General features: G+C 65.8%; 17 protein-coding genes. 1 reads left to right on the top strand and 16 read right to left on the bottom strand.

Features of this window, described 5'->3' with window-relative positions:
• Window positions 1-138 precede the first annotated feature (138 nt).
• Window positions 139-1,932, top strand: coding sequence for a glycoside hydrolase family 15 protein (locus tag OU995_RS00660; RefSeq protein ID WP_267833427.1), 1,794 nt, complete (start codon window positions 139-141; stop codon window positions 1,930-1,932).
• A 139-nt stretch (window positions 1,933-2,071) separates the two neighbouring features.
• Here the strand turns inward: OU995_RS00660 and OU995_RS00655 are convergent, their stop codons facing one another.
• The 16 genes from OU995_RS00655 to OU995_RS00580 all read right to left on the bottom strand — a co-directional run bounded on the left by OU995_RS00655 (window position 2,072) and on the right by OU995_RS00580 (window position 20,876).
• Window positions 2,072-2,653, bottom strand: coding sequence for a DUF4276 family protein (locus OU995_RS00655; RefSeq protein WP_267833426.1), 582 nt, complete (start codon window positions 2,651-2,653; stop codon window positions 2,072-2,074).
• The gene (locus tag OU995_RS00650) at window positions 2,650-3,843 is read right to left on the bottom strand and encodes an AAA family ATPase (protein ID WP_267833425.1); all 1,194 of its coding nucleotides are present in this window, start codon (window positions 3,841-3,843) and stop codon (window positions 2,650-2,652) included. Before OU995_RS00650 ends, OU995_RS00655 begins: the two co-directional genes overlap by 4 nt.
• A 108-nt stretch (window positions 3,844-3,951) precedes the next feature.
• Window positions 3,952-4,167: a helix-turn-helix transcriptional regulator gene (locus OU995_RS00645; protein ID WP_324288685.1), complete on the bottom strand. Its 216-nt coding sequence runs from the start codon at window positions 4,165-4,167 to the stop codon at window positions 3,952-3,954.
• 322 nt (window positions 4,168-4,489) lie between these two features.
• Complete coding sequence (locus OU995_RS00640) at window positions 4,490-5,614, bottom strand: acyltransferase family protein (protein ID WP_267833423.1); 1,125 nt, start codon at window positions 5,612-5,614, stop codon at window positions 4,490-4,492.
• A gap of 389 nt (window positions 5,615-6,003) precedes the next feature.
• On the bottom strand, window positions 6,004-9,672 hold the full coding sequence (locus tag OU995_RS00635) for a S41 family peptidase (RefSeq protein WP_267833422.1): 3,669 nt from the start codon (window positions 9,670-9,672) through the stop codon (window positions 6,004-6,006).
• 27 nt (window positions 9,673-9,699) lie between these two features.
• Complete coding sequence (locus tag OU995_RS00630) at window positions 9,700-10,599, bottom strand: 5'-nucleotidase (protein WP_267833421.1); 900 nt, start codon at window positions 10,597-10,599, stop codon at window positions 9,700-9,702.
• 16 nt (window positions 10,600-10,615) lie between these two features.
• A complete protein-coding gene (gene gspF / locus OU995_RS00625; RefSeq protein WP_267833420.1) occupies window positions 10,616-11,824 on the bottom strand; it encodes a type II secretion system inner membrane protein GspF in 1,209 nt (402 codons plus the stop codon).
• Window positions 11,825-11,841: 17 nt separating this feature from the next.
• On the bottom strand, window positions 11,842-13,275 hold the full coding sequence (gene gspE / locus OU995_RS00620; RefSeq protein ID WP_267833419.1) for a type II secretion system ATPase GspE: 1,434 nt from the start codon (window positions 13,273-13,275) through the stop codon (window positions 11,842-11,844).
• A gap of 32 nt (window positions 13,276-13,307) precedes the next feature.
• The gene (gene gspD, locus OU995_RS00615) at window positions 13,308-15,560 is read right to left on the bottom strand and encodes a type II secretion system secretin GspD (protein ID WP_267833418.1); all 2,253 of its coding nucleotides are present in this window, start codon (window positions 15,558-15,560) and stop codon (window positions 13,308-13,310) included.
• Window positions 15,561-15,574: 14 nt separating this feature from the next.
• On the bottom strand, window positions 15,575-16,438 hold the full coding sequence (gene gspN, locus OU995_RS00610; RefSeq protein WP_267833417.1) for a type II secretion system protein N: 864 nt from the start codon (window positions 16,436-16,438) through the stop codon (window positions 15,575-15,577).
• Entirely contained in the window at window positions 16,435-16,932 is a 498-nt protein-coding gene (gene gspM, locus OU995_RS00605; protein WP_267833416.1) for a type II secretion system protein GspM, read from the bottom strand. Before gspM ends, gspN begins: the two co-directional genes overlap by 4 nt.
• A complete protein-coding gene (gspL, locus tag OU995_RS00600) occupies window positions 16,929-18,197 on the bottom strand; it encodes a type II secretion system protein GspL (protein WP_267833415.1) in 1,269 nt (422 codons plus the stop codon). The genes gspM and gspL overlap by 4 nt, the downstream gene beginning before the upstream one ends.
• Before the next feature lie 162 nt (window positions 18,198-18,359).
• The gene (gene gspK, locus OU995_RS00595; protein WP_267833414.1) at window positions 18,360-19,436 is read right to left on the bottom strand and encodes a type II secretion system minor pseudopilin GspK; all 1,077 of its coding nucleotides are present in this window, start codon (window positions 19,434-19,436) and stop codon (window positions 18,360-18,362) included.
• A complete protein-coding gene (locus OU995_RS00590; RefSeq protein ID WP_267833413.1) occupies window positions 19,433-20,047 on the bottom strand; it encodes a prepilin-type N-terminal cleavage/methylation domain-containing protein in 615 nt (204 codons plus the stop codon). Before OU995_RS00590 ends, gspK begins: the two co-directional genes overlap by 4 nt.
• On the bottom strand, window positions 20,047-20,421 hold the full coding sequence (gspI, locus tag OU995_RS00585) for a type II secretion system minor pseudopilin GspI (protein ID WP_267833412.1): 375 nt from the start codon (window positions 20,419-20,421) through the stop codon (window positions 20,047-20,049). The genes OU995_RS00590 and gspI overlap by 1 nt, the downstream gene beginning before the upstream one ends.
• Window positions 20,418-20,876, bottom strand: coding sequence for a type II secretion system protein (locus OU995_RS00580; protein WP_267833411.1), 459 nt, complete (start codon window positions 20,874-20,876; stop codon window positions 20,418-20,420). The genes gspI and OU995_RS00580 overlap by 4 nt, the downstream gene beginning before the upstream one ends.
• Window positions 20,877-20,939 lie beyond the last annotated feature (63 nt).

Raw genomic sequence — 20,939 nt, 5'->3', positions numbered from 1 at the left:
GATACACATCCAATCTCGGCCTGCGCAGGCCTCTCCCCACGCTTCGCCGCCGGTGCGGCCCCGTGGGGGGCAGGTACCCATGGCACGTTTCCTGCCGTCTGGTGCTTCATCCGAACGGGCAGACAAGGGGATAGGGTTATGGATGTGGCATCGCTGAAGCTGGGTCTGGTGGGCAACTGCGCGGTCAGCGCGCTCATTGATGATCAGGCCCGAGTGGTCTGGGCCTGTGCGCCGCGCTTTGATGGCGACCCGATGTTCCATGCGCTCATCGATTCTCCCGAGGGCGTGGTGCCGGACGGCACCTTCCAGATCATGCTGGAAGACTTCTCCCACAGCGAGCAGGCCTACGATCACGGCACCGCCGTGCTGCGCACGCGCCTCTACGACACCCACGGCAATGCGATTGAAGTCACGGACTTCATGCCGCGCTTCTTCCTGCACGACCGGCCCTTCCGCCCGATGATGCTGGTGCGGCGCATCCGCCCGCTGGAAGGCCGTCCGCAGATCCGTGTGGTGCTGCGTCCGGTGGTGGATTGGGGGGCCGCGCGGCCGGTGCGCACCCGGGGCAGCAATCACATCCGTTTTGTCGGCCCACGCTTTGTGGTGCGGCTGACCTCCAACGCACCGCTCACCTACATCCTCGACGAAACGCAGTTCTCGCTGGACATGCCGATGAGCTTCATCTTCGGCCCGGACGAGACACTGGACGGTGGCGTGGAAGACACCGCCCGCCGCCTGGAGGAGCAGACGATCAACTATTGGCGGGACTGGACCCGGCGCTTGGCGATTCCGCTGGAATGGCAGGATGCGGTGATCCGCGCGGCCATCACGCTGAAGATGTGCCTGTATGAGGAGACCGGCGCCATCGTGGCCGCCATGACGACCAGCGTGCCGGAGGCTCCCGGCACCCAGCGCAACTGGGACTACCGCTACTGCTGGCTGCGAGACGCATTTTTTGTGGTGCGCGCCCTCAACAGCCTTTCCGAGACCGGCACGATGGAGGACTACCTGCGCTGGTTGCGCAATGTGGTGGCGCAATCCCGGGATGGGCATGTGCAGCCGCTTTACGGCATTGGGCTGGAGCATCGCCTGACCGAGCAGACGGTGGATCATCTGCGCGGCTATCGGGGCAATGGTCCGGTACGCGCGGGCAATCAGGCGTATGAGCATTTCCAGCACGATGTCTACGGCAACATCGTGCTGGGCTCGGCCCAGGCCTTCTTTGATCACCGCCTGCATCAACGCGCGGGCCTCAATGAGTTTGCGCTGCTGGAGCGCATTGGTGAGCAGGCCTATGCCATTCACGACAAACCCGATGCCGGCATGTGGGAGTTGCGGACCCGCTCCCGGGTGCACACCTCGTCCGTGCTGATGAACTGGGCCGCTTGCGACAGGCTGGCCAAGATTGCCACCGTGCTGAAAGTGCCGCAGAGGGCAGCCCTGTGGCGGGAGCGGGCGGAGATCATCCGCAACAAGATTCTGCAGAATGCCTGGAGCGATCACCGTCAGGCGTTTGTGGAGAGCTTCGGCGGCAAGGACCTCGACGCCAGCGTGCTGCTGATGGCCGAAGTCGGATTCATCGACCCCAAGGACCCGCGCTTCGTCAGCACGGTTGATGCTTTGCAGGCCTCACTCTGCGATGGGCCGCACATGCGTCGTTATGAGGCGCCGGATGACTTCGGGCGACCCGAAACGGCTTTCAACATCTGCGCGTTCTGGCGCATTGATGCACTGGCCCGCATCGGGCGGACGGAGGAAGCGCGGGAGATTTTTGAAGCGCTGCTGGCCTCCCGCAACCCTCTGGGCCTGCTGTCGGAAGACACGCATCCGGTCACTGGGGAACTGTGGGGCAACTTCCCGCAGACCTATTCGATGGTGGGCATCATCAATGGGGCGATGCGCTTGTCCAGGCCGTGGGATTCGCAGATCTAGAGGTGGCGAGTCAGGTCTGAGCACGCCCATGCATTCAAGTGCCGTGAGCTGAGGAATAACAGGTGGGCGCCATCGCTCACGCCGTCGTCGCGCGGCTTGTGGCAGAAACTCCAGACGTTCCGACCGAGAGCGAAGGTATTCATGCTTGCTCGAGGAGCAGTTCATGCTCCATGCGTCGGATCGCGGTGATCAGGTTGCGGAAGCTCGGAGAACGCCCGTTTCCGAGATCCAGGTGCTGTCCAATGAGCCTCGACCCCGCGACCTTTTCGTATCGGCCTTTTGTCAGCTTTCTGAGCTCCTGGCTCGGGCTGCCTAGTCTGTCCGGGTCGCGGAATTTCCCAACCTGTTGCTGGCGTGTCAGGCCTTGCATCGCAAGAGCCTGCTCGACCGCTCGCAGGTCTGCCAGATAGATCGTCTCCAGTTCACGGCAAGCGATTCGAACCAGGCACATATTCGCCTTGCCCGACTCTGCACACAGCGCAAGCAAGCGCTGCTTCACTGCAACGCAGTCCGGGTTGCTGTCCTGGTCGCGGAGCACGATGAAGCGCGCTCTTGGGTTCTGGTAAGCACGAATTCGGCGAGTCAACTGCTTTTCAAGGTCTTGCTTTCCCTCGAACGGAACGCAGCGGACAGCGATGCTTTCATCCAGCATACGCGGCAACAGCGCGTCAAGCATGGCACTTGCAGACCGCTCCTCAAGCAAAAACACCAGCTCCCTCATTGCGGATCGACCCCATCGAAGAAACCCTGCTTCCACAGGTATCCGAGCTGATCACCCTCGGCGACATATGCGGCAATCTGCCCGTTGTCCTTGGCGCGATGGATTTCAGTGCACCCGTCCCGCTTGACGAGCCAGCAGACCTCGTCCAACTCCAGCGAATTGAGGAAATCTGGGGAGTGTGTCGTCACGAAAACCTGACCGCCGCGAGTCGCGTAGCTGCGGAACTCTTCGGCCAGCTCGGGCATCAACTGCGGGTAGAGCTGGTTCTCAGGTTCCTCTACACACAAGAGGGGGTGTGGCTTGGGGTCGTGCAAGAGCACAAGGTAGGCAAACATCTTGATCGTGCCATCCGACACATAGCGATCAAGGAACGGCGTTTTGAACGAACCGTCCTGGAAGCGCAAAGTGAGGTAGCCGTCGTCCATCAGTTTGGGCTCAACGGACGCCACGCCCGGAACACGTCGCGCCATAGCCTGCAATATTCCGGTGAATACCTCCGAATGCTGCTCGTGCAGATAGCGAGCGACCAAGGGTAGGTTCTCACCGGATTCGGAAAGATGCTCGGCATCTCCCGCAGCGTCCTTCCGGCCGCGCGCCGCATTGATGTGGAAGTCCGACACATGCCAGTTCTCGATCAGCCGCCGGAACGCATTGGCTGCCTTGAAGCGCTCGAACTGCCCAAGGCCCTTGATGGCCAAGGTATCTGCAGCCACTTTCTGAGTCTCGCGATCGAGTTCTTCGTCGGCAGTGTTGAACTCCTCTTCGTTGGTGATGGCATAGCCCTCCCCATTGGCAAAGCTGAGGAAGTGATACGGGCTTCCATATCGGCCACGCTTGTATCTGAGCAACTCCTTTTTCACGACGGGTGAGCCGTTGCGCTCGCCGATCTCCAGCGAGTAAGTGACTAAGCGTTCGACACCCGTGAGCTCCATCCGGTACTGCACCTCGATGAGGATCGTGTCCGTTGCCTGATCACAACCGCGACTAAGTACTTCGGCAAAGCGCCCTCGCTTGTCGAGTGCTTGGCGCACATTGCCCTTCAGGCAGTCATGCAGAAAACCAAAGACGTCGAACAAGGTGGACTTGCCCGACCCATTAGCACCCACGACGACTAAAAAAGAAGGGATATCTTTCAGGTGTACATCACGAAATGCCTTGAAGTTCTTCAGTCGAATCGATTCGATTTTCATGATTGGGTCCTGGAGGATCTTGTTGCGCCAGCGAAGCGAATGACTCGGCGAGTGTTCCGGATTGATCGCTACGACGCTGCGCGTGACGTTCAGCGCTTAGAGCAGCAGTCAATCTTTGGCTGAAGGGTCGATATCGGGAAGGTACTCGGCGATCTCCGCCCACGAACATCCGAAGAACTTGCACAGCTTGTCGAGGTTGTCGGTCGTTGTGTTGTATGACTTCGGCGAAGCCAGCTTTGACAACGTGGCCCTATGGATGCCCGTCTCTTCGGCAATATGCTCGAGTGTGATGCGCCGGCCTGTCTGGAAGGACATGTCGGCCATGCGCTCGCGTATTCGAAATCGGATCATGGGTCACCTGGAGTGAGGTGGATGCAGATTTTAATCGCCCATCGTCGTGTATATGCGACGATCGTTGTACTCGAGGGTCCCAGGCGCCAAGGCGGGGCGCAGTACTCATAAGGCAAGCCCCGCACCGCATACTGCGGCGCGGCAGAGTCGGGGTAGCCCTCCGCCACTGAGTTATTCGGGCGTCTCCGGCATGACCGACAAGCTCAGCAAGCCCACGCGGAGCTCACAAGACGGTCAAGGCCTGCCCGACCTGCATCCGCTTCGTTCGGCTCAAGTTGACACGAAGGCCTATGTCTCAGGGCGGTGTAGCAGGCACCGGTGCCACCACCGACCGTGGGGCCGGGCGCTTGCGCATCAGGGCCGCCGTGAGGGGGCGCTCCAGCAGGAAGTAGCAGGCGACACCCACCATCACGCCACCGCCCGCCAGAATCAGCGCCAACACATCACCCTGCATGGCGATGTCGTACTTGCGCAGCCCGCGTTCCGCATACGGCATCATCCATTGGTAGATCACCAGCACATGCACCAGATAGATGGAATACGAGGCATTGCCGAGCAGCACCACCCAGCGAGGCCATGTCACCAGGCCTTCCAGCCGTAGCACGCCCACAAACACCAGCGCTGCGGCGACTCCGTAGCTCACGGGCCGCCAGGCCGTGGTCATCACGCCCAGATGGCTGGACACCCCCAACACCAGCACGCCTGCGGCGATCAGCGCGTACGAGCCAAGCCGGCCCCGCCCCCGCCACTGCACAAAGCTCGCAATCGCGGCGCCGTAGAGAAACTCCAGCGTGATGGTGTCGGACAGGAACCCATGCCAAGCGCTGGATTCCGGCAGCAGATGGCCGAAGGCAAACGCCGCAGCGACGATGGCACACAGCGCAACAAAAAGATGATGCCGTGCAACGAGGATGGCGGCCGCAAAGCAGAGGTAAAACAGCGCCTCGTAACTGAGGGTCCATCCCACACCGACGATCGGCTGGATGTAGTGCTGCTCGTTGAAGGAAGGCAATAGCAGCAGCCCGCCCAGCCGTTCCGCCGAGAGATCAAACCCTCGCTCGCCGGTGGCCCACCACTTCATGAGCGCAGGCTTCAACGCAAACAGCGTCACCAGCACATACATCGGCCACACGCGCAGCACCCGTTGCTGCAGAAAATGCGACACCGGACGACGCCCCTGCACATAGCTGCCCGAGATGTAGACCATCAGGAAGCCGCTCAGGATGAAAAACACATCCACGCCGCCGGCCCCGGCCTCGATCAGCCAGGCAGGCACCACGGTGCTGCCCAGATGCAGGTCTGCGGGCGCATTCAGACGGGTGGCGCGCAGGGCATGGTGCAACACCACCGCGAGCGCAGCCGCCGCTCGCAGGGCTTGCAGGCCGATGATTTCTCGGTCTTGAGGAGGGCGCAGGGACATGATTCTCCGGACATGGCACGACACGACACGGCACGACACGACACGACACGGCACGACGCGGCACGACGCGGCACGATGCGGCACGGCAGATCGCAGCCTGCCAGGCGAGGTGACCCCACCATGCTAGGACGCGTGCAGCTGCGGCGTGGTCAGCAACTGCTTCCAAGCGTGAGCCGTGTGTCAGCGGGTGGAATCAGTTCTGGCGCGGGTCAGGCGCAGCGCCGCTGGGCAATCGGCATGCCGTACTGAGGCGCCGGTGACTGTGCTGCCGTGCGTTGATCCGTTGAATCGAACCCAAGCCAACCAGAACGCAGGACCGAGGTCCAGCGTTCTGTCCGCATGAGGGCGCGCGCCGGGACGTCGCTGCGGACGTCGCCTTACCGGAAGGATCAGTTCTTCACAGGTCGCGGATACGGCCCCGGCTTGGGGGTCACCACCGGGGCTTCCTGGATTCGCTTCTTCAGCCAGGCCAAGGCCGCGTCCAGCTGCGCATCCTGTCCCGCCGCCGTGGCGCGAGGCGGGTTGTCCACGCGGATGTCCGGGGTGACGCCCTTGCCTTCCACGATGAAGCTGCCGTCGATCAACATCTGGCCGGTTTCGGCCGCGCGCATCATGCCTTTGTCCATCAGCCAGTTGTTGTCGGACAGCCAGACCCCGGCGCCGGAGGTGGTGGTGCCAATCACCGGCCCCAGCCCAAGTCGCTTGAAGCCTTCCGTGAAGGTCTCACCGTCGGAATAGGTTTCTTCATTGGCCAGCACCACCACATGCCCGCGGAAGGTCTGCTGCATGTTGGGATAGGGCTTGGAATCGGCCGGAGAGCGCGGCTGCCAGAAGGCCCAGGCCCGGCGAGACAGCTTCTCCAGGATGAAGCTGTCGATGTTGCCGCCATTGTTGTGCCGCACGTCGATGATCAGTCCATCCCGATCGCTTTGTGCATAGAACTCCCGCGCGAAGTCCGCAATGTCTTCACCGCCCATGGCCCGCAGATGCACATAACCGATGTGTCCTCCGCTGGCCTGGTCCACCGTGCGGGCCTTGCCATACCGCCAGTCGTCACTGCGCAGGCGCGCCTCGCGGCGCAGATCCACCGGCGTGACCACCACGCTGCGGGTCTGTCCGTCCGGTTGACGCAATTGCAGCAGCACCTGCTTGCCGGCCTGGCCACGCAGGCCTTCGGTCGGGTCCGGCAGCCGTGTGGCATCGCGGCCGTTGATTGCGGTGATGACGCTGCCCAGCGGAATGTTCAGGCCCGGTGCCGCGAGCGGACCCGCTTCGGACGGCAGCTCCGGATCACCGCTGTAGATGCGGTTGATCTTCCAACCTGTGGCCTCGCGCGTGAGCAGGGCCCCCAGCCCCGCCCAACCCGGTTCGCCGCTGGATTGGCGCACATCCCCAGGGCGCACCGCGCTGTGCAGCAGGCTGATCTCGCCCACCATCTGCGCCATCACCTCATTGAGTTCACCACGCTCGGTCACGCGGTCCACCAGCGGTGCATATTTGCGGCGCATGGCCGGCCAATCCACACCGTGCAGGTCCTTGTCGTAGACGTAGTCGCGCTGCATGCGCCAGCCATCGGCAAACATCTGCCGCCACTCGGCACGGGGATCAATCTCGATCTGCCAGTCGCTCCACAGCACGCGGGATTTGTCCAGGTCCGGTGGCAGCTTGGGGCCTGCATCCACGATCAGCAGCTCGGCGGCGGCACCTGCGCTGGCCACCTTCTGGACCATCAGCTTGCGGCCGTCCGCGCTGAGGTCGAAGGACTGGACCTGCTCCGCCACGGTCTCGGCCTTTTGCTCCTGCGGGCCGATGGGCAACTGCTTGAGCACCTTGCGCTCCAGCAGATACAAGCGCTTGGCGTCGACGCGCAGGTCGTCATAGTTGCCGGCGGCCAGTGGCACTTCGTAGAGCCGCTGGGCCAGTCCGTTGAGCTGGATGGCGGGCGTCGCCTTGCTCTTGCGCTCGGTGGTGGTGCCGCTCCTGGCAGCGGGCCCGGACGAAGCGGACGAGGGGTTGGCGCCGTCCTTGGCCCCAGGCCTGTTGTCCGATGGCTTCTCCTCCGGCTTGTTGTCCGCCCGCGCCGACTGCAGTTCATCTGGCGCCGCGAAGGGGAAGCGCAAGCCCGGCTGCAGTGCCAGCGCATAGACCTTCCAGCCGCGATCAAACTGCGGGCCCATGTTGCGGTCGCCCCAGGGCGCGCCATTGGCGGTCACCACGAAGCTGCGACGGGAGAGGAAATACAGCCACTGGCCGTCCGGGCTGAAGCTCGGTGCGGCAGCGGCATATCGGTCGCTGCTGAGCTGCACCACACGCTGCTCGGGGATGTTGTAGAGCATCAGTTGCGCGCGATAGACATTCGACGTGTTGCGGACATAGGCCAGCGCCTTGCCGTCCGCCGACCAGCGCATCTGCTGGATGCCGTCACCGGTGCTGTCGCGGTCGATCTCCCGCGTGGCGGCGGCTGTGTCGCGCGCTTGCAGATCGGTGAGGTAGAGGCGGCCTTCCTTGTCGTCATGCGCAATCCAGCGCCCGTCCGGGGAGGGCAGCAGATGCTGGCGCATGGCGCGGGTGTCACGGGTGATCTGTTCCGGCTGTCCGGTGCCGTTGGCGGCCAGGCGCCAGATCTCGGTTTCGCCACTGAAGTCGCAGAGTGAGAACACCGACCGGTTGTCGGCGCTGAAGGTGGTGTCGCGGCAGCGGCCGGCCTGGTCCAGGCCTTGAGGGACTGTCAGCTCGGCGCGGCGCAGCGGGCCGACCCCCTGCGTGGCCAGGCGGCCACGGCTGGTCAGCACCACCCGCTCGCCATCGGGGGACAGCGCCACATCGGTCAGGAAATCCTGCGGTTTGGAGACCCAGCGGCGGCGCATCTGGTCATGGTCGCTGCCCAGTGTGAAGGACAGCCGGGTGCTGCTCGTGGTGCTGTGGATGGTGCTGTGGGTGGCGTCCAGATCCACCCGGTACAGGTCCGCACCGGCGGCATACACCACCTGCCGTCCACTCAGGCTGGCATGGCGGATGTCCCAGCCTTGATGATGGGTGTGCTGACGCAGATCCGACCCATCCGCCGCGACGGACCACAGGTTGTAGGTGCCGTCGCGATCCGACAGGAACGCGATGCGATCCTGACCCTGCGCATCCCGATAAGGCATGGGGCGGCGGTCATTGTTGCCTTCGGCCACCAGGGGCCGTGCTTCAGTCTGGCTGTTGAGGTCCATGACCCACAGGCGGGCCATGGCCCCGCCACGGTATTGCCGCGCGTTGTCGCCGCGCAGGCCATTGCGGGTGAAGTACAGCCATCGGCCGTCGTCGCTCAACGCACCATCGGCCGCCTGGCCAACCGGCAATGCGCGGCGCACGCCGGTGTCGATCTGGACCAGATACAGCTGTGTTCCGGCTTCCCCGCGTTCGGTGGCGCCGGTGTAGATCACTTCGTTGCGGGGCGTGATGCCCCAGACACGCACCGCGCCGGTGTCCCAGCTCAGGCGGCGAGGCACGCCCCCGGTGGCCGGCATCACATACACATCACCGATGCCGCCGTCGTATTGGCCGACGAAGGCCAGCCAGCGGCCGTCGGGCGACAGGGCTGGGGACGTTTCGCTGCCGAGATGGGTGGTCAGGCGCTGGGCTGCACCGCCCTGGGCGCTTGCACGCCAGAGATCCCCTTCCGACACAAAAACCAGCCGGTCGCCTTGCAGCGCGGGTTGCCGGTAGAAGCCTTCCGTGATGGCGGAGGTGGACGCCGAGGCGGCTGAAGGGGGCGCAGAGGTCACTGCGGCACCCGTCCGAGGGGACGCGGCGGCGGACGTGCCAAACGTGCTGGATGTCCCCGACAGGGCGGTGGCCGCATCGGCCACCATCGTCCAGCCACAGGTCGCCAGCACGGCGGCGGTGAGCAAGGAAACACGCAGCGCTCGGGGTGAACCGGAGGTGCCAGCTGTGCCGGATGTGCCGGAGGTGCCAGGTGTGCCAGGTGTGCCGGGCACGGAGGACGTGTGGAGCATGCCGACCATCTGGCCTGCAGCGGCGCGGCGGGAAGGGGGGAGAGGAGTAGGGCGCATGGCCCTATTCTGCGCAGCGAAACTGCGTCAGTGATTCGTCACACCCGTGGTCACATGGCCGGAGGGCACATGCACCACGGCACTTTCGATGTGTCCGGCCTGGTCGTCGAAGAAGAAATCCGGCTCGAATTCCCTGAGGAATTCCCCCTTCGCCAGCCCCCCGAGGAACATGGCTTCATCCACCTCCACCTGCCAGTCCATGAGTGTGCGAATGGCGCGCTCATGGGCAGGGGCACTGCGGGCCGTGACCAGTGCGGTGCGGATGCGCATCGGCCCCAGCGGGCTTTTCTGCAGCCGCTGCAGTTCATGCAGCACCTGCTTGAACGGGCCCGCAGGCAGAGGCGTCAGCTTGCGCTCCCGTTCATGGGCCTGGAAGGCATCCAGCCCGTCGCGCTGGAACACCTGTTCGGCTTCATCGGAAAACAGCACGGCGTCGCCGTCAAAGGCGATGCGCAGCTCTTCCGGATAAGACGCCGACGCACGGGCGGACTGCGGAAACACCCGCGCCGCCGCGACCCCGGCCGCCAGGGCGGAGCGCACATCCTCCTCATTGGCCGACAGGAACAGATGGGCCTTCAACGGCCGCAGATAGCGCCAGGGGCTTTGCCCGCGGGTGAACACCCCGCGCAGGATCGGCAGGCCGTAATGCTGGGCCGACCGGAACACACGCATGCCGGAGATCGGGTCGTTGCGGGACAGCACCACCACCTCCACCCGTGGCGCTTGTCCCGGTGTGTTGAAGGCGAGCAGCTTGTGTACCAGCGAAAAGGCCGTGCCCGGCTTGGCCGGCAATTCCAGCCGCTGCTGCTGCAGTTGCATATAGGCGCGGTCATCCCCCGCCTCGAACAGCTGGTTCTCCTCTTCGAAGTCGAACAGGGCCCGTGACGAGATCGCCACGACCAGTTGTCCGTCCAGATTCGCAGGCATACGGGAGACCTTCGGTTTACTGCGTGGCCAGCTTGTTCATGTCGATGATCGGCAGCAGCACCGACAACACGATCATCATCACCACGCCCCCCATGGCCACGATCAGCAGCGGCTCCAGCAGCGTGGCCAGCGTCATGGCCCGGCGCTTCACTTCATTGCCCAGCTGACGGGCCGCGCGTTGCAGCATGTCGGGCAACTGGCCGGTCTGCTCGCCCAGGCGGGCAAACATCGACAGCAGGCCCGGGAAGCGCTTCTTGCCTGCCAGGGCAGCCCCCAGCGGTGCGCCTTCACGCACCTGGGCCAGCGCGTCCATCGCATCGGCGCGCATGGCGTGGTTGGAGAGCGTCTCGGCGGCGGCCTGAAGCGCTTTCAGGATGGGCACCCCGGCACCGGCCAGCATGGCCAGCGTGCCGGAGAACCGCGCCGCGTTGTAGCCCCGGGAAATGCGGCCGACGATCGGCATGTTCAGCCAGGCAGCGTCAAAACGCTGGCGCGGGCCTTCCTTCTTCAGGATCTGGCGGGCGGTGATGACGCCCCCCACCACCAGCACGATCAACACCAGACCCCACTGGCGCAGCAGGTCGGAGGTGCCCATCATCAGCCGGGTGAGCAGCGGCAGGGTCTGGCGCGTCTGGGTGAAAACGGCCGCCACCTGGGGCACCACATAGGTCAGCAGGAAGCCCACCGCCAGCAGCGAAATGAAGCAGACGATGATCGGATAGGCCAAGGCACCGAACAGCTCGGAGCGCAGCCGCTGCCGCTCTTCCAGGTCGTCGGCCAGGCTTTCCAGCACCGGGCCCAGCGCGCCGCTCTGTTCACCGGCGGCCACCACGGCGCGGTAGACATCGTCAAACTCGCGCGGCGCGATGGCCAGGGCACGAGCGAAGGGCGAGCCGGCATTGACCTCGGCCTTGAGCGAGGACATCAGATCCCGCTGGCGCGCTTCTTCGGATTCATCGGCCAAGGCGGCGAGCGAACGCTCCAGCGGAAGCCCGGCGGCCACCAGACCTGCCAGTTGGCGCGTCCAGACCGACAAGCCGGCGCCATTAAAGACCCGGCGGGACCAGCGGCCGCTGGCCTTCGGCGCCGCCACGGCCTGCACCTCCATGGGCACCAGGCCCTGGCCGCGCAGTTGGGCTCGCGCAGCGCGCGGATTGTCCGCTTCCAGCAGGCCCTGGCGGGGCTTGCCGGCGTTGTCCAGGGCTTCGTATTTGTAGGCAGGCATGACGGGAAGACCGGTAACTACTCGCGGGTGACCCGCAACACTTCCTCTTCGGAGGTGACACCCGCAGCCACCAGCCGGTCGCCATCCTCGCGCATGGAACGCAGGCCATTGGCTCGGGCAGCGGCCAGCAGCTCGGATTCGGCCGCCTGGCCGTGGATCAGATGGCGGATCTTCTCGTCGCAGACCATCAGTTCATACACACCGGTCCGGCCTTTATAGCCGCTGGTGGAACAGGCGGCGCAACCGACCGGGGTATAGCGGACACCGCCTTCCGGCAAGGCCCGTTCGGCCTTGCACACCGGGCAGAGCTTGCGCACCAGCCGTTGCGCCAGCACGCCCAGCAGGCTGGAGCTCAGCAGGAAGGGCTCCACCCCCATGTCGGTCAGACGGGTCACGGCACTGACCGCATCGTTGGTGTGCAGCGTGGCCAACACCAAGTGGCCGGTCAGCGAGGCCTGGATGGCGATCTGGGCGGTTTCGTAATCGCGGATTTCACCAATCATGATGACGTCCGGATCCTGCCGCAGGATGGCGCGCAGGGCCTTGGCAAAGGTGAGGTCGATGCGGGCATTGACCTGCGTCTGGCCCACACCCGCCAGTTCGTATTCGATCGGGTCTTCCACCGTCAGCACATTGGTGGTGGACGTGTCCAGTGTCTGCATGGCGGCATACAGCGTGGTGGTCTTGCCCGAGCCCGTGGGGCCGGTTACCAGCACGATGCCGTGCGGCTGCTGCACCAGGCGCTGGAAGCGCTCCAGCCGCTCGCCGTCCATACCCAGGGCGGTGAGGGTGAAGCGGGATTCGGACTTGTCCAGCAGACGCAGCACCGCCCGCTCGCCGTGGGCCGAGGGCAGGGTGGAGACCCGTACGTCGATGGCACGGCCGCCGATGCGCAGCGAGATGCGGCCGTCCTGGGGCAGGCGCTTTTCGGCGATGTCCAGCTCGGCCATGATCTTCAGGCGAGAGATCAGCGCCGCATGCAGCGCGCGGTTGGGGCGCACCACTTCACGCAGCGTACCGTCCACGCGGAAACGCACACTGCTTTCCCGTTCGTAGGGTTCGATGTGGATGTCGCTGGCACCGTTGTTGGCCGCCTGGGTCAGCAGCGCATTGAGCATCCGGATGATGGGCGCGTCGTCTGCGGCTTCCAGCAGGTCTTCCACCGCAGGCAGGTCCTGCATCAGGCGGGACAGATCGACGGCGCTTTCCACCTCACCCACCACCAGCGCGGCACTGTCCTCGCCGCCGGCATAAGCGGCCTGCAGCCGGGCGGACATGTCGGCGGGGCTGATGCATTCCACCCGATGCGGTGCATGCACACGCTGCAGTTCAGACAGCGTGGACAGGCTGGCCACGGGGGTGGCCCAGAGCGTGCGCTGCTCGCCGTCGTCCTCCAGCAGCAGCTGCTGGCTGCGGGCGAAGGCGTAGGGCAGGGGATGGCGGGTGGCCATGGTGAGGTGTCCTTGTTGCTCGTCGGTCAGGCTTAGCGAGTCGGCTCCGACGCGGGCACCGGTGGTGTGGGAAGGGTCGGCGACGAGGCCGGCTTTTCCGGGATCAACGGAGCTCCCGTGTTGGGCAGGACCAGGGTGTTCTTGGGCTGCACTTCTTGCTGATAAGCCCGGATCGCATCGTAACGGTCAATCGAGACCTGATTGGCGCTTTCGGGGGTTCGCAGCACCATCGGGCGCAGGAAGACCATCAGGTTCGACTTGCTGCGATTGCGTGTCTGGTTCTTGAACAGGTTGCCCAGCAGCGGGATGTCACCCAGCCCCGGCACCTTGTTCTCGCCATCGCTGTATTCGTCCTTGAGCATGCCGCCCAGCACCAGCACCTGGCCGTCTTCCAGCGTCACCGAGGTTTCCACGGCGCTCTTGTCGATGGTGGGGCCGGCATCGTTGGACGAGGTGCCGTCGATCACCGAGGAGTTCTCCTGATAGACCTTGATCCGTACCGTTCCATTCTCACCGACCTGCGTCTTCACCTTGAGCCGCAGGCCGACGTCCCGGCGCTCATAGGTGTTGAACGGGTTGGTCGTGGTGGTGGACGAGGTGCTGTAGCCACCGCTCTTCACCGGCACGTTGCGGCCCACGATCATGTCGGCCTCTTCGTTGTCCTGCACCACCAGCGAGGGCGTGGACAGCACATTGGTGCCCGAGAGCTGCTCCAGCGCGTTGGCCACTGCACCCAGGGTCAGGTAGCTGCCAATCCGGGTGGTGGCGCCGATGTTGAGGCCTTGCGAAATGCTGCCGGAGGAAATGGCCGTGCCGATGTTGACGGAGGAGGAGGAGCTGCTCGACGTCGGCACACCCCCTGCGGCGGCCGCAGACAGATTCAGGATGTTGCTGTAGCCGGACCCGAAGTTGGTGCCGATGCCGACTGATCCGAACAGGTTCTGCCACTGCACCCCAAATTGACCGATCTTGCTCACATCCACCTTGACCACCAGGGCCTCGATGTAGACCTGGGCACGGCGGGTGTCCAACTGCTCGACCACGGCGCGGATCTGTCGGTACATCGGTTCCGGCGCGGTGATGATGAGCGAGTTGGTGGCCGGGTCGGCTTGCACGAATCCGCCGGTATTGGGCTGGGCCGTGGCGCTGACCTGGGTGGACGAGCCAACGCCGGAGCTGCCGGACGACGAGCTGCTGGAGCTGCTGCTGCTGCCCCCGAAGGACGAGTTCCCGCCGGAGAAGCTGCTGTTGCCGCTGGAGCCGCCACTGCCGCCCCCGCCGCCGCCCAGGGCCAGGCCACCGACGGTCGCATTGCTGCCGCTCGAGCCACTGCCGCCGCCAGACGCAGCGCTGGTGGCGCTGAACGCGGCGCGCAGCACCGTGGCCAGACGCACCGCATCCGCGTTCTTCAGGTAGATGACACGGATGTTCCCGTTGGACGCATCGATGCCGGGGGTGTCCAGCTTGGCAATCATGGCGCGCAGCTGCATCAACCGGGCCGGATTGGTGGCCCGCACGATCAGCGAGTTGCTGCGCGGGTCCGCGAGCACGCTGTTGCCGCCCGCACTGGCGCCACCGCTGGGCTGCCCAGGCGCGCCGCTGCCGCCATCAGACAGACGCTGCACCAGTTGCACCACATCCGAGGCCACCGCATTGCGCAGCGGAATCACCTCGATGTCGGTGTTGGACGGTTGGTCCAGCGCCGCCACGATGCGGCTGATGCGCTGCAGGTTTTCGGCGTAGTCCGTGATGACCAGGCTGTTGTTGCCCGGGTTGGCATTGATGGTGTTGTTGGGCGTGATCAGCGGCCGCAGCACCGCCACCAGGTTGTTGGCGTTCTCATGGTTCAGCTTGAAGATCTGGGTGACGATCTGGTCACCGCGTTGGCGGCTTTCGCCACCGATCGACACGCTGCCGGTCTGGAGTTTGGCTTCCGCCTCCGGCACCAGCTTGAGAATGCCGCCCGCATCCACCATGGCAAAGCCCAGGCCGCGCAGCGACGCCAAATAGCTGAGATAGGCCTCCTGCACCGGCACCGGCTGTTCGGCGGTCAGGGTCATGGTGCCCTTCACCCGCGGGTCCACCAGGATGGGCTTGCCCAGCGCCGCCGACATTGCGCGCGACACCGCTTCAATGTCGGTGTTGACGAAGTTCAGCGTCACCGGCGTGCTGGGCTTGACGGCCGGCTGGCGGCGGTTGCCTTGCTGGCTGTTCTGCTGCGCCTGCACAGGCAGGCTGGCGGCGATCAGGCTCATGGCCAAGGCCAGGGCTGTCGGTCGCATCATGTGTGTGTTCATGCTCATCCCACCGAGATGATCGAGCGCGCTCCCTCGCGGCGCCCGATGATGTTCAACAAGTTGGCCAGCGCGGCTTCGCTGCCGGGTGCCGCAGTGGCGTCCCCGCGGAATTGCACGCGATTACCCAGGCTGCCCTGGCCATTCAGAATTAGTGGCCCCTGCAGCGTCTGCAGCATGAGCTGCGGCGTGGTCGAGCCCAGGATGCTGAGGCGATAACTGCCCAGCGGGTCCACGGAGGAGAGTCGCGAGGACAGCTCCTGCAGATCGAGTTGAATGACGCCTTGCACCTGCCAGCGTCCCTGGTCCCGCTCTACGCGGAATTGCTGGGCGCTCAGCGCCATGCGGCCGTCCGGGGCCAGCGTGTTCCAGGGCGTGCCCAGACCCGCCAGCCAGGAGGCCGGCCATTGGATCCAGGGGCGGCCGTCGGCGCTGTCCGGCAGGTTGATCGCCAGCTTGCCCAGACCCAGGCGCAAGGTGATGGGGGCGTCCGGACGGATGCAGCAGTCCTGGTTCAGGGTCAGCCGCAGGCCGATGCCGCCAGCGATCCAGGCCGGGCGCAAGGTCCATTGCAGGCGGTCCGGCAGTTCGCTGGCGTCCCGGCTGCCGGTGCCACCGCTGAGGATGAGACGCGCGCTGCCTGTCCAGAGGCTGCCTCGGGCATCCGCCAGCAGCAGCCGTTGCTGGGTGGCGGCCGCGAGGGCCGAGCCCAGCCAGGCCGCCGGAGCAAAACAGACCAGGGCCACGACCAGCCCCAGGATGCCGCCGGCCCAGGCCCAGCGGCGGGTGCGTGGTTTGGGCGTGGGCAGCAGCGCCGCTCTCGACGAGCGAGGCGCCGCCGCCGGCCGTTTGAAGGAGGGCCGCTTCATGAGCCGGAGGCTCCAGGCAGGGTCACGGTGAGGCGGCCGGTGTAGCCTTGGGGCCCGGACTGCAGCTCCACCTCCTGCGGCCGCGCGCGGGCCGATTGCCGGGCTTCGGTGAGCCAGGTGGCCAGGGCTGCGCCGGAGATGCCGCGCAGACGCAGTTGGGCCTGCGGACCGCTCAGGGTCAGTTCCGCATTCGGGCCCAGGCGCTCGGTGGCACTGCGCAGGGCGGTGATCGATTGATCCTGGGAGATGGCCGGGGCCTGCTTGAGCTGCTGGGCCTGCTGCGCCAGCGCGCGCATCTGCCGCAGTTCCGCATCCAGGCGGTCGATCTCGTCCGGCGCCTTGGACAGCGTGCGCCAGGCCGGCGCAATCGCGATCAGCCAGACCAAAGCGGCACCCACGACCACCGCAGCCGTGCGCACCATCTGCCGTTCACGCGGCTGAGCGGCCTGCCAGCGCTCCTCAAGCTGGCGCAGCCAAGGGGGAGTACTTTTCATCGTGTCGTCGGCCGCAGGCTCAGTTGGAGGGAATCTCCTTCATCGCTGACCCGCAGGGCAGGGTTCTGGAAGAGACGGTCGCGCACCTGCTCACGGACCGGCGCGGGCAGGCCGGTCAGCAACAGGCGATTGGATTCATAACGCAGGCCCTGCAAGGGCGGTTGCCCCGGCGGCATGGCCCGGGCCACTGCCGCCAGCAGGTCTTCCAGGTCACCGGGGCCGATCTGGCCGGCACGGGCGCGGGCCAGGTCGGTCTCGCGCTGCATCTGGGCCGGTGCATCGCGGACGGTGCGGATCTGCGGGAAGGCCTGGCGCAGCAGCTGTTCCTGCTCGGCACGGCGGCTGTCCACCGCGCGGCGCTGTTGCCAGGCCATCGCATTCAGGCCAATGACCTGCACCACCACCAGGGCGATCACGCCCCAGCGGAACGGGCGCCACTCGGGTCCCTGCATGATCTGCCAGCTGCGGTACAGACGCTGCCAGCCGCGTTGGCGCGGGGTCAGTTCAAATTGCAGCAGGTTGATGGGCGAGCGCAGAGCGGCCCAGGCGCGTTCGGTGTCGTTCAACACCTCCACCGGGCGGCCCAGCAGACGTTCGGCTTCAGCCGACACCACCGGGGTGGCGCTGACCTTGGCCAGGGTCCACCAGCTGTCGCCCAGCCAGGTGCGCACACCGGCGCTGGTCATCGGGAAGGTGGCAATGCCCGGGGGGGACCAGGCACGCAGGCGCGCTTGCCCGTCGCTGCCCTGGTCCACATGGCCGCCCAGGCTGCCGTCCGGCCAGGACAGCGGGAACACCGCTTCCAGCAGCAGACCGGCGGCCTGGATGGCGTCCAGATGCGCGCGCAACGGCTCGCGGGCCACGGCGGCCACCCAGCGGGGCGGGTTTTCGCCATCTTCCAGGCGGGTTTCCGGATGGTCCACGTCTTCCGCCAGTCCGGGCAGGCCCTTGCTGGCGTCCATCACGGCCAGATGCAGGCGTTCCGGGTCGTCCAGCAGTTGCTCTTCCAGCGTGCCGGAGAGCGCGCTGCGCAGCTTCGGGCCTCGCAGGGCGAGCGGCAGACGGACGGTATGCCAGCTCACGGCGGCGTCGGCGAGCAGGGCAATCACCCGGTCCGCCTTCGGCATCGTCGCCAGAGGGGCGCGTTCGCCCCGCCCTCCCGCCCGGGCAGGCGCCTGGGCATCGGGACTGAACCAGAATTCGTAATCTTGGGTGCCGGTGGCCGCAGGCGGCGCTTCAGGCAGCAGGATGAGCAGGGTACTCATGAGAAGGCGGATTCTAGGAGGGCTTCCGCGACAGAACGGCGGCAAAGACTCCGAACAAGCCCCTAGGGAACCCTGTAGAAGTTGTCAGGGTGCCGCAGTGTGAGGCAGGTTGGGGGGCGGAGACCGCTGAAGCAGGTGACGGATGGTGACAGTGGGTAATGCCTACTTACCTTGGCTGGCCAGCAGGGAGGTGGATTGTTGGACGAATTGGCGGTCCAGGACGCGGGTGGTGAGGCTGGTGTCCCGCCAGACCAGGGAGCGCATGGTGACCAGGCGGTCATCCAGGCGCAACTGGCCGGTGACCACAAAGTAGTTGCTGGTGTACTGGATCACGTCGGCCACATCCACATTCTGCGGCGCATAGTTCCCCCACTGGCTGCTGGTGATGCCCTTGGCCTCGCGGGCACGGACGATCCGGTCGGCGTCGGTCAGGCTCATGTTGGCATCCAGCGCCGCCAGCACCTCCCTCGGGGCGGTGTTGATGTTGATGGCGGTTGGGGTGATCACCTTGGCATTCGTCGCGCTGGGCGGCAGGATGGTCACGTAAGGCTTGAGCCGGTCCACCTGCTCTTGCGTCAGGCCCAGCCAGGTGAGTTGCTCCACGCGCACCGGCAGCACCGGTGCCGTGGCATCGGAGCTGGAGCCCGAGCCGCTGTTCGTCCCGCTGGAGCTCCCGCTGGTTCCACCGTTGCTCGAGGACTCGGTGGTCTGCTGGGGCCAGGCTTGGCGCAGACGCTTCTGGACATCGTCGGCCAAGCCCGAGCTCAGCCCGGCGGCCTGGAAGATGCGCCGAGCGATGGCAATCTGTTTGGGCGGATTGGGGGCCGTGGGCGTCTCGATCGGGATCAGGTTGTACAGATTAAAGCGCCCCTGGACGTCTTCGATGCGACCGGACAGGAAGGCTTCCGGGCCCGAGTCGGCCGAATGGTTGTCGTCAGTGGACAGGAAGCTGGCCAGCTTGGCTTCGGCCAGGGGCACGGCCCAGACTTCACCGTTGTAATCGACTGCGTTGCCTCTGGCATTGTTGTTGGCCCGCATGTCCTCCCGCAGGATCAGGCGGGCCCAATCCAGCGCGCCCTGCAGCACCCAGTCAGACTGGGCCCGCCCGCGCTCGGCAGATTCAATCTGGATGCTGCGCGCCTGGCGCCAGAGCATGGCGGCGGCCAGGGTGGTGACCAGGGTGACGATCAGCAGCGCTGTCAGCAGCGCCGCGCCCCGGCTGCAGCGGGCCGGTGTCATCGTGTGCCTCCGGCCGGAACGATCACTTCCCGGGTGAGTTCCCCGTTGTAGTTGCCACCGGAAAACTGCACTTTCATGCGCACACCGCTGGGCACCGTCTTGGTGACGGCATCGTCCTGGTCGCCGCTGGACTGGGCATTGCTCCAGGCATTGTTCCGGAAGAAATACATCTGCCAGCCCAGCACACCGCTGACGCCGGGGCTGTCCCGCAGGTCCTGCGCGCTGAGCTGCTGGCTGCGGAACCAGGCGTCCTGCAGGCCGCTGAGGGTGGTCGCGGGTGGGGAGGCCCAGCGGATCAGCCGACCGTCCCGGATCTGCCAGGACACCAGTTGCAGGCCTTTGTCGCTGCGCCGGGTGAGGCGCAGGGTGGCGCCGTCGAAGGCGAGGGCGGTGACCTGCTTGCTGTCCTGCACCTCACGCAGGTCCAGCTCCCACTGCCGCACCAGCGTGCCAATGGTTTCGGCGCTGTCCATATGGGCTTCGGTCGCGTCCTTGGTGGTGCTGAGGGCCGACACGGCGCGCCAGGCCATCACACTCATCATCGCCATGATGACCAGGGCCACCAGCACCTCGATGAGGGTGAAACCGCGGGCCTGCAACGAGCGGCGCATCAATACCTCCCGACCACGGTGGTGATGCTCAGCAAGGCCTGGCCATCGTTGTTGAACACCCGCATTTCCACGCGGCGGAAGTTCGGATTGGCCGTGGTGGCCACCTCGGTGCGGCCGGTGAAGGAGTGGCCGAGCTGGGTGCAGGAGAAGTCGGTACTGCCGGTGCCGGGGAACGTCGTGTTCAGCCGCATCTCGGTGAGTTCGTTCTCGGCGCACCATTGCGCCATGTTGTTCAGCGACAGCCGCTGCGCATTGCTGGTCATGGTGCCGGCGGCGCGCATGCCGGCCGCCAGGCACAGGCCCACGATGGTGAGCGCCACCAGCACTTCGATCAGGGTGAAGCCGCGCGGGCGTGGGGGGATCGGCCGGGTCATGGGGCGGTCTCCCGCTCAATGCTGAAGGGCCGCAGGCCATCCGTGCCCAGGGTGATGTGGGCGTCGCCCCGGGTCAGCAGGATGTGCTGGGCGCCGATGATGGGTTCCGGTCCGAGCCGGACGCGGCCGTTGTTGTCGCTCGCGCCCCGGATGGTGACGGAGGGTTCGTCCCCCAGCCAGCCCCGGTTGAGCTTGAGCCGGTCCACCAGGTCCTGCGGAAGGCCGGTGAAGCGGAAACGGCCCTGGTCCGGCTGCCAGGTGACGTCCAGCGACGCGGCCCGCGCCTCGGCACGGGCCGTCTCCAGCACGCTGGCCAGGTGCAGGGCTTCTCGCTCCAGATCGGCCCCGCCCGTGTTGCGCAATGCCACCACCACGGTGGCACTGGCCACGGCGATGATGGTGATGGCCACCAGCAGTTCGATCAGCGTGAAGCCGCGGCTGCGGCTTGCGTTCATGGGCGCTCGATATGAATGCGAAAGATGCGGGAGGTCGCGGACGCGGCAGGCGGCGCCGAGCGG

Source organism: Roseateles sp. SL47, from assembly GCF_026625885.1.
GTDB lineage: Bacteria > Pseudomonadota > Gammaproteobacteria > Burkholderiales > Burkholderiaceae_C > Roseateles.
This window is presented reverse-complemented; position numbering and strand designations above follow the sequence as displayed.